Origin of the sequence: Marinobacter bryozoorum, from assembly GCF_023156245.1 — a bacterium.
In the GTDB taxonomy this organism is placed as follows: domain Bacteria; phylum Pseudomonadota; class Gammaproteobacteria; order Pseudomonadales; family Oleiphilaceae; genus Marinobacter; species Marinobacter bryozoorum.
Genome location: NZ_JAKZAH010000003.1, coordinates 108,869 through 122,290, shown reverse-complemented (window position 1 = coordinate 122,290; position 13,422 = coordinate 108,869). Strand labels below are relative to the sequence as shown.

The 13,422-nt window shown below is 59.2% G+C and carries 9 protein-coding genes and 1 pseudogene; 5 read left to right on the top strand and 5 right to left on the bottom strand.

Annotated elements, in window-relative coordinates:
* Positions 1–106: 106 nt before the first annotated feature.
* Positions 107–745, top strand: a pseudogene (locus tag MLC59_RS02930) (ADP-ribosylglycohydrolase family protein); the annotation flags it as partial.
* A 270-nt stretch (positions 746–1,015) separates the two neighbouring features.
* Positions 1,016–1,591, top strand: a complete 576-nt coding sequence (locus MLC59_RS02925) for a nucleoside deaminase (RefSeq protein ID WP_248230709.1) — start codon at positions 1,016–1,018, stop codon at positions 1,589–1,591.
* A 21-nt stretch (positions 1,592–1,612) separates the two neighbouring features.
* Here MLC59_RS02925 and MLC59_RS02920 read toward each other — a convergent pair whose 3' ends face one another.
* Positions 1,613–2,596 (bottom strand): HD-GYP domain-containing protein, encoded by a 984-nt coding sequence (locus MLC59_RS02920; protein ID WP_248230837.1) that lies wholly within the window; start codon positions 2,594–2,596, stop codon positions 1,613–1,615.
* 8 nt (positions 2,597–2,604) lie between these two features.
* On the bottom strand, positions 2,605–5,487 hold the full coding sequence (locus MLC59_RS02915; protein WP_345799743.1) for an MHYT domain-containing protein: 2,883 nt from the start codon (positions 5,485–5,487) through the stop codon (positions 2,605–2,607).
* Between the two features lie 428 nt (positions 5,488–5,915).
* On the opposite strand from MLC59_RS02915, the gene MLC59_RS02910 reads away from it, so the two are divergent.
* Positions 5,916–7,679, top strand: a complete 1,764-nt coding sequence (locus tag MLC59_RS02910) for a PAS domain-containing protein (protein ID WP_248230707.1) — start codon at positions 5,916–5,918, stop codon at positions 7,677–7,679.
* 116 nt (positions 7,680–7,795) lie between these two features.
* Positions 7,796–8,488 carry a cytochrome b/b6 domain-containing protein gene (locus MLC59_RS02905; protein ID WP_248230706.1) on the top strand — a complete coding sequence of 231 codons (693 nt, stop codon included), beginning with the start codon at positions 7,796–7,798 and terminating at the stop codon, positions 8,486–8,488.
* Positions 8,489–8,503: 15 nt separating this feature from the next.
* On the opposite strand, the gene MLC59_RS02900 is transcribed toward MLC59_RS02905, so the two are convergent.
* The gene (locus MLC59_RS02900) at positions 8,504–8,968 is read right to left on the bottom strand and encodes a c-type cytochrome (protein ID WP_248230705.1); all 465 of its coding nucleotides are present in this window, start codon (positions 8,966–8,968) and stop codon (positions 8,504–8,506) included.
* Positions 8,969–9,125: 157 nt separating this feature from the next.
* Positions 9,126–11,642 carry a bifunctional diguanylate cyclase/phosphodiesterase gene (locus MLC59_RS02895; RefSeq protein WP_248230704.1) on the bottom strand — a complete coding sequence of 839 codons (2,517 nt, stop codon included), beginning with the start codon at positions 11,640–11,642 and terminating at the stop codon, positions 9,126–9,128.
* Positions 11,643–11,848: 206 nt separating this feature from the next.
* Here MLC59_RS02895 and MLC59_RS02890 point away from each other — a divergent pair, with 206 nt between their 5' ends.
* A complete protein-coding gene (locus MLC59_RS02890; protein WP_248230703.1) occupies positions 11,849–12,523 on the top strand; it encodes a spermidine synthase in 675 nt (224 codons plus the stop codon).
* 18 nt (positions 12,524–12,541) lie between these two features.
* On the opposite strand, the gene MLC59_RS02885 is transcribed toward MLC59_RS02890, so the two are convergent.
* Entirely contained in the window at positions 12,542–13,396 is an 855-nt protein-coding gene (locus MLC59_RS02885; protein ID WP_248230702.1) for a PA4780 family RIO1-like protein kinase, read from the bottom strand.
* Positions 13,397–13,422: the final 26 nt, after the last annotated feature.

Genomic DNA, 13,422 nt, shown 5'->3' with positions numbered 1-13,422 from the left:
CCCGGTTGTGGTCATATCCCGTCGCAACTCAAAGGCGGCAAGGGCCACAACCGGATCCACCGCTTCAAGTCTCAGTGGTTAGCCGGGCGTTCCCGAAACCGCCAGCAATGACAGCAAGGGTTGCGGCGGGGTAATGCGGGTGGCTCCGGTTGGACTGTTCTGGCGCACCTTCAAGGGTAGCTCCGGGCTGGAAAGGGTATTTGAAGATGGCTGTATGTGCGCTGGCCTCACCCATGGCCATCCCAGCGGGTATCTGACAGGTGGCGTGCTGGCCGTTTTGATCTTTGAGTTATTGAACGATCAAACACTGCTGGACGCCCTGAGTACCGCCAGGACGTTACTGGAGGCAGCGCCCGGTCACGAGGAGACTTTGGCGGCCCTGGAGAATGCAGTTGAACTGAGCCACTCTGGCAAGCCACCACACATTGCAGTCCGTGAGCTGGGCGAGGGCTGGGTAGCCGAGGAAGCACTGGCAATTTCTGTTTATTGTGCCCTGGTGGCCGCAAGTTTTGAGCAGGGCATTGTGATGGCAGTCAATCACGATGGAGATTCAGACTCCACGGGAGCTATCACCGGGAATATCCTTGGCGCCATGCTCGGTACCCATGTGATTCCGCAACGGTGGCTGGCGCCGTTGGAACTTCGGGAGGTTATCGAGGCCGTCGCTTCAGATTTGTGGACCTGCCGGGAGTGGCATTCTGATATGGACGCTGATGGGCTTTGGGAGCGGTATCCGGGGTACTGAGGCGCCCGGTTATACGGAAACGTCGGTCTTTTGCTGAACCGTGTTTTTGTAACAAATCGTTGTGACGACGTTTTTTGTCGCTTCTATCTATTAACTTCCCTCTAAGCCCAGAAGATCGTCATCTCCGTTCAAACTGTTGAAGATTGTTAAACGCTCTTCCCCTTTGTCTCCTGATCTTCCACTATCTCTTCAGAAAGCACCCATAGCCAAGTCTGCAGCAACAGGTGTTGGGAACCACTGCGATGCTGCAAAGTCCAGGAGGCTCATATCGTGATAAAACCCCTGCTTGAACAAGCATCGCCGGTAACCGAGGCAGCGTTGGAAGCCATCGCTCATATGCCAACCAGAAGCCTGCCGGTACTTATGGACAGTAGCTTCAACGCGAACCTGACAGACGCCGACTTCATGCGAATTGCAGTCCGGCTGGCGCGCAAGAGCTACGATGAGGGTGGTTGCCCCATTGGCGCGGTGATCGTGGACAGCACCACAGGTGAAATCCTGGGCAAGGGGCACAATACACTGGTTCAGGAAAATCACCCCTACAATCACGGAGAGACGTCGGCTATCCGCGACGCGGGCCGCATCGATTTCAGCCGGACCACCCTTTACACCAGCCTCAGCCCCTGCAAGGTCTGTGCAACGCTGATCAGCATGCGGGGATTTCCACGGGTTGTCGTGGGTGACGTCACCAATGCATCCGGCACAGAGACCCAACTGCGGGACAAAGGTGTCCAGGTTGATGTCCTGGAAGACCGTCAGGGAATCGAGCTCTACGCCAGGTTCCGTCACGAGAAGCCGAACCAGGACCTGGAAGACTGGCTTGGGGTTAGTGCTGTACCTCAGTGAAGATCAGCTACAGTTCCCTGGCTATTCCTGCCAGCGATCACGGGCTTGCAAGATCTCCGGCAGGCACTGAAAGAATGCCTCCACGAGGGTTGGGTCAAAGTGCTTGCCGGCTTGTTCCCGGATCAGTTGTGTTGCCTCTTCAATGGGCCAGGCTTTTTTGTAGGGGCGCTCGCTGGTGAGGGCGTCGAAGACATCGGCAATGGCCACGACGCGGGCAGACATGGGAATATCGTCGCCACTGAGGCCTCGCGGATAGCCGCTTCCATCCCATTTTTCATGGTGGCACAGGGCGACTTCCCGGGCCATGTCCAGTAGTGCGGAGCCGTCTTCGCCTATGATCTCGGCGCCGATTTCAGCGTGGCTCTGCATAATGGCCCACTCATCGGCGTCCAGTTTGCCAGGCTTCTGCAGGATGGCATCCGGAATGCCGATCTTGCCCACGTCGTGCATGGGCGCGGCATTGAGCAGGGTATCGGCCCAGGTCTGTCCCAGTCCCGCGGTAAGCGCTATCAATTTCGAGAAATGGCTCATGCGTATGACGTGCAGGCCGGTTTCGTTATCTTTGTATTCAGCGGCTCGCCCCAACCGCTGCACCACCGCCAGGCGTGTTTCCACCAGTTCATCCACACGCACCAGGGAAAGGTGATTTTGCACCCTGGCAAGAACGATGGGCGCTCGCACCGGCTTGGTAATATAGTCCACCGCACCAAGGTGGAAGCCCCGGGCCTCGTCATCCACATCCGACAGGGCCGTTACGAAGATCACCGGAATCCGGTTTGTGCTGTCATTTGCCTTCAGTGCTTCGCAGACCTCATACCCGCTCAGCCCCGGCATCATGACATCGAGGAGGATCAGGTCCGGTGCCTCGGTGCAGGCCAGGTGCAGGGCTCTCTCGCCATCCCGGGCAAACAGCAGGCGGTACTGGTCCGAAAGGATATTGCGCAACACCTGCAGGTTGGCAGGTTCATCGTCGACAAGCAGAAGGGTTCGGGTGTCGGTCAGCATGGCTTTTCTCATCGGGTCTCGTTGAAACGGGACAGTATTCGGGCGGCTTTTTCTGGCTCGAAGTCAGACAGAGCGCTGATTGCCTCATCGCGCTCGGGGTCGGGCAGGGTGGCAGTGATCAGAGCCAGGGCCTGGTCCGGTATTTCCCCTTGATCAAGCTGTGCGACCAACTGGTCGATCGCGCTTGCATTGGGTGGCTGTTTGTTCACCTGGTCCCCCGGCTCGTTGGCATCCGGCTGACGGTCCAGCCACTGTCGGGCAGCTGTGAATTGTTCCTCCAGTTGCTGCCAGTGCAGTTCACTGACGGACTCACCCTGCTGAATGGTCAGCTCGATGGTCGCCAGGCTTCGTGCAAGGCGGGTTAAACCCAGATTTGCCGCAGTTCCCCTGACCCTGTGTGCCTGTTCCCGGGCCTGGCTGGCATCCGATTGCTGTCGCAATGACGCTGGCTGATTTGGAGGTGACGTCAGAAATTGTCGGGCCGAACGCAAGTGGATACGACTGTCTGGCCAGAGCTGATCAATCATCGCATTGTCCACCACACCTTCTTGCCCGGTCGCAAGGGCATGGTGGGAGACGGGCTCAAGACCAAGCTGTATGGCGATTTCCGCGGTCAATTCCGGCAGGTTAATCGGCTTGGTGGCGAAGCCGTCCATCCCGGCTGCCGTGGCGTCCCGTCGGTCGTCTTCCAGCACACTGGCGGTAAGGGCGATCACTGGCGTGCGGGGAAGTTGCTGGTCTGTTTCGTACTGACGGATGGCTTCAGTGGCCTCGTGACCATTCATTTCCGGCATCTGGACATCCATCAGTACCACATCAAATTTCTGCGCCTGGTAACAGGCGAGGGCCTGCGCACCGTTTTGTGCAGTCACCACGGTGTGCTTGCGTTGCTCGAGCAATGTTTCAAGCAGGTCCAGGTTCTGGGTGACATCGTCTGCCACCAGCACAGTCAGCGGTGGCAGGGGCGTTTCCTGCTCAGCCCGTGCCTCTTCCGCAACGGCCTCGCCCGGGGGCAGTGGCAAGTCAACACAAAAGCGGGTGCCGGCTCCGGGTGTGCTGTCCACGGAGATTCGCCCGTCCATCAGTTCGGTAAGCTGCCTGGCGATAGTCGTACCCAGGCCGGTGCCTCCGAAGCGCCGGGTCATGCTGGCATCGGCCTGGGTGAAGGGTTCGAAAATCCGGTCAATCCGGTCGGCGGAGATACCAATCCCGGTGTCGGTCACTTCCAGGGTGACGCCGTGATCGTTGTTCTGGCTGACGGTCAGGGTGACCCCACCTTCCTCAGTAAACTTGACGGCATTGCTCACCAGGTTGAGCACGACTTGCTGGACTCGCAGCGGATCACCACGAAAGTATTCCGGCGCCTGGTAGTTGAGGGTCAGGTAGAGCCCTTTACGCTTTGCGTTCAATGACTGGGTGGCAACGATCTGCTCACAGATGCTATGCAGGGAGAAATCTTTATCTTCAAGGATCGTATGACCGCCATCGAGCTTTGCTGTATCAAGGATGTCGTTGAGCAGTGCGAGCAGGTTGTGGGCTGACTTACTGACAACACCCAGATGCTTCGCCTGCGAACTGTCCAGCCCTGTGTCGAGTAACAGATCCGTGAAACCGATGATGGCGTTCATGGGCGTGCGGATTTCGTGGCTCATGTTAGCGAGGAAGCTGCTCTTTGCCTCCGCAGCCTGCTCCGCAGCCTCCTTGGCCTGGCGCAGCTCGTTCTCCATGCGCACCCTCGCGGAAATGTCTGTGAGGAAGCCCACGAACGTGCTCTTGCCATTCGTGCGGGCCTCGCCAATGGCGAGGCGAACCGGTACCTGGTGCCCATCTTTGTGCAGGGCCATTACCCGCCGGCCGGTGCCGATAATCTTGCGCTCTCCCGTGCGCAGGTAGTTGGCCAGGTAACCATCGTGGGCGTCCCGGTGGGGGTTGGGCATCAGCATGTTCACGTTCTGGCCAATCACCTCACGGGCTCGATAACCCAGTATGCGTTCGGCCGACTCGTTAAAAGATAATACGGTGCCCTGATCCGAAATCTTGATGATGCCATCAACTGCAGCATCCATCGTTGCCTGCAACTCGCTGGCAACCTCCTGGCTGTGCCGGAGCAGGCTGCGGTAACGTGCGATGGCATTAACACCGGCCGCAAGCAGGCTGAAGGAAATAGTGATAAAGGCAATAACGAGGGCCAACACAGTATGGCGCTGGCTGCCGGGCTGAAAGTCCTCGGCGGGCGTGCCGATAAAGCGGGCAGCCTCCATGGCCGTGTAGTGCATGCCGGCAATGGCCAGTCCCATAACGGTCCCTGCCAGAAGGCGCCGCTTGTAGCCACGCAGCCGGTGTTGGTGTCTCAACCCGAAGCTGATCCAGAGCGCGAGGGTGCCCAAGGCCAGGGCTACAGCGAGGGAAATGGCAAACAACGCCGGGTCATAGCGAAGCGCCGGGCCGATTTCCATGGCCGCCATACCCAGGTAGTGCATGGCACCGATACCCGCACCCACGGCCAGCCCGCCGGCCACCAGCCTGACCGGGGTGAGTTCATGGCGCGACAGCAGGCTGAGAGTGACCCAGGAAGCAATCAGGCTTGGCACCGCCGATAACACCGTAATGCCCGGGTGATAATGGACATGGGTGGGCATCTGGAACGCGAGCATGCCGATAAAGTGCATGGACCAGATACCCAGCCCTAGCGATGTAGAGCCACTGACCAGGTGCAGTCGTTCCATGAACACGGATTGACTCCGCCTCGCCGCAGCGGCAAGGGTCATCGCCATATAAGAGGCGCCAATGGCGATAAACAGGGAGAGGGCAACCAACCAGGGGTCATACTGGCCAGAAACCAGTCTTTCGGGGGCAGGGCCGACAACAAAAAAGTGTTCGAGTGACAGCAAGGTTTAACTCGGGAGCGGGTGAACGGGTAACCGGGTGCAGTAGCGGATAGTGAGTTGTTGTGATGCTATTCACAAATCCGCTTCCAGACCAGTGTCAGATAGTTACGGTTTGTAGCGTTGACCAGATCAACCTTGTGGTCAGAACCCTCCTGACGGAAACCGATAAAGTTTCAGTACGCCCATGAGACAGCTACGCAGGCAGGCGAGTTTGCCGGAATGGGATCAATGAGGCTTGCTCCGGCGTTGGCTATTAAAAATGGCCCTGAGGGTTTGAGTACCTGGTCACGATTTCAAAGAAACAGTCATTGCAGGCCTTTATGTATGAGAAGGGATAAAGACACAGGCCGCTTTTTTCAGTAATTTGTCTGCTCGCAATTACAGGTGCCGCCTTTTGAAAGGCACCCGTCATCCCAACCGGAAACGGGCCCATGAGAATAACCAATAACCTTCCCCGGCAAGTGGCGCTGTTCCTGATCGTCGTCAGTTGCCTGTCGGTTGCCCTGTTGACCCTGTTGTTGATGCTGCTTCCGAACTATGCGGTATCGCAGGTGTGGAGACTTTCCCCCGGGGGAGCGATAGGCGTGGCGATGGCCAGCGCCACCCTGGGTGCGGTCCTGCTGGGTGATCGGTTGGGGCGGGTGATATTACCGGTATTGCTGGCACTTCACGGTGCCGCCAGCGCTCTTTCCCAGATACTCTCGCAGGTCTGGCAACTGGAGCTCCCGGCCGCTCCCTACCTTATGCCGGTGGCACCCAGCCTGATCACGATCCTGCTGGCGTTCTGTTGCTGGTTTGGTAACAAGCGAAGGTTCGGTCGATGGCTGTGGCGACTTGGCGGAACCATCGGCATAGCATTTGGCCTGGCGGCGCTGGTGGGTGAATCCGAAATCGGAGCAGGGGGCGCCCTGGAAGCCTTGCAGGGGCAGGCTACCCCTCTCGGAGCTATTGCCGCAATTGGTCTTGGCTGCGCGTTCTGGCTGGCGAGCACAGGCCAGGGCGGTACTGAGAAGCTGAGGCTCTCCCAATCGGCAATGGTACTGGGTCTGGGGGCTATCGTTGTCACTTTTTCCCTTGCCTTTCAGGCGACACATGCCCAGGAGCACGCCCGGCGGTTGTTGGTGGCCCAATGGCTGGATAACTATGCCGGAACCCTTGAGAGTGCCCTTACCGACCGGGCACGGATGCTCGAACGCCTGGTCGATAGCTGGGCCCGGCTTGGCGGTCGTCCGGGGGGCGCTGACCAGGTCCGGGACGCCCGGATCCTGTTGTCAGATCATGCCGCGCTTCGTGCGCTGCTGAAGATTAACAAGCAGGCACGGCAAAACTGGCGCTTTTCTGATAACCCGGACCTGACCCTCTGGCTGGAGAATCAGCTGCTTAAAGACGAGGGACTGCGCTGGGTGAGGTTATTCCCGGAGCGCAGCGGGACCCATTCCTGGCTGGTCCCTGATGACCAGCATCCAGAGCGTATCCTCGTTATTACGCGTCCATCAGACAGTACCCAACAATACCTGGTCGCACTGCTGGACCTGAATATTCTCATACAGCAAGAACTTCCGCCGGACCTGGCCGTTGCAGGGCTGCGCCTGGCGGGTCCCCTGGGAGAATGGTCGCTACCGGAGGAAGCAGGACCCGTTGATCACGTTACCCTGGCCACACGGTCTTTCCGTCTCGGCAGCCATGGCGGAGCCCTTACCCTTTCTGCGGCCGGGGAACCCGGGCGCATGGGGCTGCTACCGGCACTCATCCTCGGTTTTGGGCTGTTCCTCGCCTTCGTGGCCATGCACGCCCGTACCATGATGGAAGAGAGCAAGCAGCGGACCAGCAAACTGGAGGCTGAAGCCCAGCGTCTCCGGGCCCTCATCGAGCGTAACCCTGACCCGGTATTCGTCTTCGACCGGGAGCGTCGATTCCTGCGGTTGAATGCGGCCACTGCAGAGGCCCTCGGTATGGCGGCTAATCGCCTGGCTGGCATGGATTTCCGGGAGCTAATCAACGAAACCACCGTTCCGGTAGAGGATCTGGCCAGGTTTGAACACGCCTATGCCCAGTCGCTCAGCGGACTGACTCCGTCGCCCGTGACACTCACGTTCCAGAATTTCGGCGAGCACGCCCGCCGGTTTACGCTCTCGTTCATACCCGTGGTTGTTGCCGGTGAGGTAGAAGGTGTGTTCGGTCTGGCGCGGTCTTAGCGGCCTGGCTCTAAACCCGGCGGGGACAACGTTTCCCGGATGACCCGGGCGGCGGAACTTAGTAAGCTCACCGTTGTCTTTCAGTCTTCACGCCTGTTATCCGATGAGGAATTGCCATGACCGTTATCCGGCTTTGGGACCTGCCCCTGCGACTGTTTCACTGGCTTCTGGTTACAGCAGTGATCGGATCTGTCGCCACGATCAAGGCCGGGGGCGACTGGATGGTATGGCATGAGCGCTTCGGCCTTGCGGTAGTGGGGCTGCTGAGCTTCCGGATTGTCTGGGGTTTTATAGGTTCCCGATATGCCCGGTTCAGCATGTTTGTCAGGGGACCCGGGGCCGTGGTGCGTTATCTCAGGGGGCAGTGGCAGGGTCTAGGTCATAACCCACTGGGGGCATGGTCGGTACTGGCGTTGCTGGGCCTGTTTGGTTTCCAGGCTGTGTCTGGACTGTTTGCCAACGATGAGATTGCCTTCAATGGTCCGTTGGTTCCCCTGGTGTCATCTGGCTGGAGCGACACCCTCAGCAGCTGGCACCGCCAAACCGAGTGGTACCTGTATGGCCTCGTCGCACTCCACGTGGCTGCAGTTCTGTACTATAAGGTGGTACGCAAGGACAACCTGCTGAAGCCGATGATAACGGGAAGGAAGGTCGTACCTCCGGAGGTCGCCGTTGATGGCACCGGGGGTGGGCCAGTGGCGTTGGTGGTTGCGTTAGCAGTGGCTGCGGTGGTTGTAGTCGCTGCCAGCGGAGAGCTGATTCCACCAGCGCCGGCACCTGAGCCACCACCACAGAATCTGGGGTGGTAGCTCGGATAGGCTGAATCAGTCGGCGCGGAAGTTATCGTGGCAGGCCTTGCAGGTCTTGCCCACCGCGGCGAACTGACTGGCAAGCGCTTCCTGGTCGCCGGTTGCCGCCACTTCCTGAAGTTTATTGGCTTCCCGAACGAAGTTGCCGCCCACTTCCCGGGCTTTCTCGGGCTGTTCAAAGAACTCCGGTTTCAGGCGGGTGTCGTCAGCCTGGTCCATGGCGGATTCAGGGCTGTACAGGGCACCGAGCCCGGAGTTGGCGGTGGCTGCAATGGCATTGGCAGCAGCCATCATCTGATCGGCATTGAAAGCAACTTCGCCATCGATAACCTGGGCCTTGATCTTGCCCATGTTCCAGGACATGAACTGATAGGCGGCCTGGCGGGCCTCGATCTGGTCTTCAACGCTCATTTGTGCGAATGCCGGGAATGTCATGGCAGCTGCGAGCAGGCCTGCAGTCAGAACTCCAGTCTTTCTCATCTTGGTTTCCTCTTATCGGTGGTGGTTGCCCCGCACCGGTCTTGGTGGCATTCATTAAGAAGGGCGGGGTATATGCTCATTCCATAAAGCAATAATAGGCTAATCATACGTAGCTGGAGTTCACTGGTAAAGTGCGGGTGAACCAGCCATTGTCGGCCTATCCATGAGTTACCTGTGCTTCAAGGAGTGCAACGAAGCTTTTCGGCGGTACGGGGCTGCTGAACAGGTAACCCTGTGCCTCGTCACAACCGAGGTGCTGCAGGCTGGTCGCCTGCTGTTCACTCTCAACCCCTTCGGCTATCACCCGGAGGTCCAGGCTGTGGGCCAGCCGGATAATGGCGGTAACCACTGAGGCACTGTTTCGGTCGGTTGTCATGTCCCGCACAAAGGACTGGTCGATCTTGAGTTTGTCTACGGCAAACCGGTTAAGGTACGCCATGCTGGAGTAACCGGTTCCGAAATCATCGATCGCCACCTGGATATTATAGGTCTTGAGCCGGGTGATGGTATTGGCAACGCGGGCCTCGTCACCAGCGAGCACGGATTCCGTAAGTTCCAGCTCCAGGTGACGCTCGGAAAATCCTGTGCTTTCCAGTATTCTTGCGACGGTTTCCGGCAAGTCAGGGCGCTGGAACTGAATGGCTGAAAGATTTACCGCCAGGGTAACCGGGGGCAGGCCAGCGTCCTGCCAGGCGCGGCCCTGGCGACAGACCTCCCGCAACACCCACTCGCCGATTTCCACGATCAGACCGCTTTCCTCTGCGATTGGTATAAACCTGGCTGGCGAAACCTCGCCGAGCTTCGGGTGGTGCCAGCGCAGCAACGCCTCGGCTCCCACCAGTTCGCGGTTGGCCAGGCGCAATTGCGGCTGGTAGTGGATGGACAACTCATCCCGCGCAAGGGCGCCCCGGAGTTCACTGAGGAGTACCTGGCGCTCCAGGGCCTTCTCCTGCATCGTCTTGTCGAACCGTCGCCAGGTGTTGCGGCCGCCTTCCTTGGCGGCGTACATGGCGGTGTCGGCGTTACGGTAGAGCGTGGTGAAATCCTGGCCATCGTCAGGAAACGCGGAAACGCCAACAGAAACCGTCGTCAGCAGCTGGTGGCCGTTGACGGTTACAGGTTCCACGACAGCCTGCTGAATGCGAGCCAGTTCGGTGGCCATCACGCCTTCTCCCGCCCCCACTTCCAGCAGGCCAATGAACTCATCCCCGGACGAGCGGCCAAAGAGCCGCTGCAGGTCGCCGAGGGCCAGCAGGCGCTGACCGATCGCACGCAACAGGGCGTCGCCCATATAGTGGCCGAGGGAGTCGTTGATGTCCTTGAAGTTATCCAGGTCAATATAAACGAGCAGGCCCTTCTGGCCGGTGTGCCTGGCGCGCTGAAGGCGCTGCTGGGCGAGCTCTTCGAACCTGGTTCGATTGGGAAGTTCGGTGAGCGCGTCATACCGGGCCAGGAATTCAATGCGGCGGAGGTCTGCCCGTTGTTGGCTGACGTCCCGGGCAAAGAGGCAGAAACCGTGAGTGACAACGCCATCGAAGGCCTGGACACTCAGCTCCACCTCCCGGGTCTGGCCGTTTTTGTGTCGCCAGCTGGACTCGAAGTGCCCAACGCCGGCTTGCCCGACCTGCTCAAGCTGTGTCGTTATTCCACCCCGGTGGTTACCTGCATCAACCGCTTGCAGGCTCATGCCCAGCAGTTCCTCCCGGGAATATCCGGTTAGCCTGGCAGCTGCGGGATTTGCCAGAACCACCCTGGCATGCTCGTCGAGCAGAAGCAGCGCGGCAGGTGAATGTTCCAGGAAAGACTGGTTCAACTGTTCACTCTGGTGCAGTTGGGCGGTGCGCTCTTCAACCAGCTCGGAGAGGTGTTTCTGGTGATGCCTCAGGTCACGGAAGAGCACCTGGTAGGGAGTGGCAAGTCCGGCTACCAGAATACCCCGGTAGATCAGGTAGGCAGATACAAGCAGGAAATAGTGGCCGATTTCGTTGGCCAGCCCATAGACACTGACGTAGCGGGTAAAAGACAGGGTCGCCAGGATGTTGAACGCCAGTGACGCCTGGATCAGCCAGTGAACCCTGCCATCAAACTTTTTCCTGCGGGTATACAGCACGGCCATGGCAACGCCGAAGGTAACAGCGATCAGATACTCGGCATTGACCTTGAACGGCGTCAGTCCCCCGGGATCGAGGAAGGCGTCAGGAAAGACACCGGCGGCAATGGATAGTCCCAGTAGCACGGTGCTACTGGCGTACCCGACCAGAATCCGGTTCGGGAAGACTGCCTTGCCAACCAGCAGTGCGGCGAGCAGGAATGCGCTGGCTTCCATCAGGCGGAATGCTACCCAGAGCTGCGTCGGCAGGTTGCCATCGTCCTGGCCCAACAGGCCGAGGCCCCGGTAGGAAAGGGTATGGAAGAGTTCCAGGCTGGCGACAAAGATCGCTGAAATACCCACGACACGCAGAAAATGATTGTCTGCCCATTTCCTGGTGTGCCACGCCAGCACAAAGAGCCCCCCCAGGACCAGGATACGAAGGAGTTCTACCAACGTGTGAAACAACAGGAACTGTTCGCTGGCGATCAGGTGCAGGGCCAGAATAACCACGACCAGGCCAGCCAGCTGAGGTGCTGCAAGCAGGTTAATCGCTTTATCCGAAGGCGGGGTGTATCCGGACATGGCTTCCTGGAAGTAATGGGTGACTGAGGAAATGTATACCAGTTCTACAGGTCATTGGCAGAAACTTCGTTGCGGTTTGACATGGCTCAGTTATTCCGGGTGGTCGGGTGCACAAGGTTTCCCCGAAATGAGGTTTTATCCGGGCAAGGCGTGTAATCTTCCACCCTGCCTGTTCTCCATTTAATTTAGATTAACCGAGGTAGTCCATGGCCCGTTTCGAGCAGCTTGGCACCGCTATTATTCCCGGCAAGGGGACACAACTGCGGTTGCTGCAGCGCAACGACGAATTTTCAATAAAGATCGCGGGTAGTCCGGGTGAGCTGATGAACAGTCGTCTGCATGGGTCGGAGGATGCGCTGGCCACCCTGGCCTGTGAGCGCCTCGTGGACCTCCCTGCACCGCGGGTGCTGATCGGAGGGCTGGGGATGGGATTTACGCTGGCAGCGGCGCTCGGCGCCTTGGGACCGGAGGCCGAGGTTACCGTGGCCGAACTGGTGCCGGAAGTGGAAACCTGGAATCGCGGGCCCCTGGGCAGTGCGGCGGGGTACCCTCTGAACGATCCCAGGGCACGGGTGCATATCGGCGATGTGGTTGAGCTGATCCGGTCTTCGCCGGGTGCCTACGATGCCATTCTGCTGGATATCGATAACGGGCCGGAAGGACTGACCCGGAAGGAGAATGACTGGCTCTATACCACCCCGGGTATTGCTGCGGCCCAGGCGGCGCTGACGCCGGACGGGATACTGGCTTACTGGTCTGCCGGGCAGGATCCCGCCTTTACCGAGCGCCTGAAGCGCGCCGGGCTTTCCGTGGAACCGGTGACTGTCCGCGCCCACCGGCCCGGCAAGGGCGCCCGCCATGTTATATGGCTGGCCTGGTGAGGGGACAGACCTTAGAGCTCAATCCTCGTCCGCGTCCTGTTGCCGTTCGAGCCGTTCCCGCTCTTCTTCCGTGGCTGCAGCAATCACCTCCATCACTTCATTGACGTCGGCAATCTTTTCGTCGCGAACGAACTGGCCGGTGAGCTTGCTTGCGGGGTGAAGCTTGCCGGCTTCGTACAGTGCCCAGATCTCACCGGCGTAGTCGGTCTTGAGTAACTCCGGGGCAAAGCGGCCGAAATAGCGGCGCATGTTGTCGACGTCCCGCTGGAACATGCGTTCGGCATTATTGTTACCGGCCGCATCAACGGCCTGAGGCAGGTCGATAATAACCGGGCCGGCAGGGTCGACCAGCACGTTGAATTCCGACAGGTCGCCATGAACCAGTCCTGCGCACAGCATGCGGACGACATCGGCGATAACCTGGCCGTGATAGTCGCGCGCCTGCTCCGGGGTGAGGGTGACGTCATCAAGCCGTGGTGCAGCCTCGCCATTGCTGTCGGCCACCAGCTCCATCAGAAGTACACCGTCGACAAAGCCGAAGGGTTCGGGCACCCGCACGCCGGCACCAGCCAGGCGGTAGAGGGCGTCCACTTCGGCGTTCAGCCAGGCGTCTTCCTGTTCCTTTTGGCCGTACTTCGTTTTCCGGCTCATGGCCCGGGCCCGCCGGCTGTTGCGAACCTTCCGGCCTTCCTGGTATTCGACCGCCTGTTTGAAGCTGCGCTTCTGTGCCTCCTTGAAGACCTTGGCGCAGCGGAGCTGGCCGGCACAACGCACCACGTAGACCTGTGCCTCCTTGCCGCTCATTAACTGATAGAGAACTTCATCTACCAGGCCATCATCTACCAGTGGTTGCAATCGCTTTGGAACCTTCATAGAGCCTTTTGGTGTTTTCTCGAATC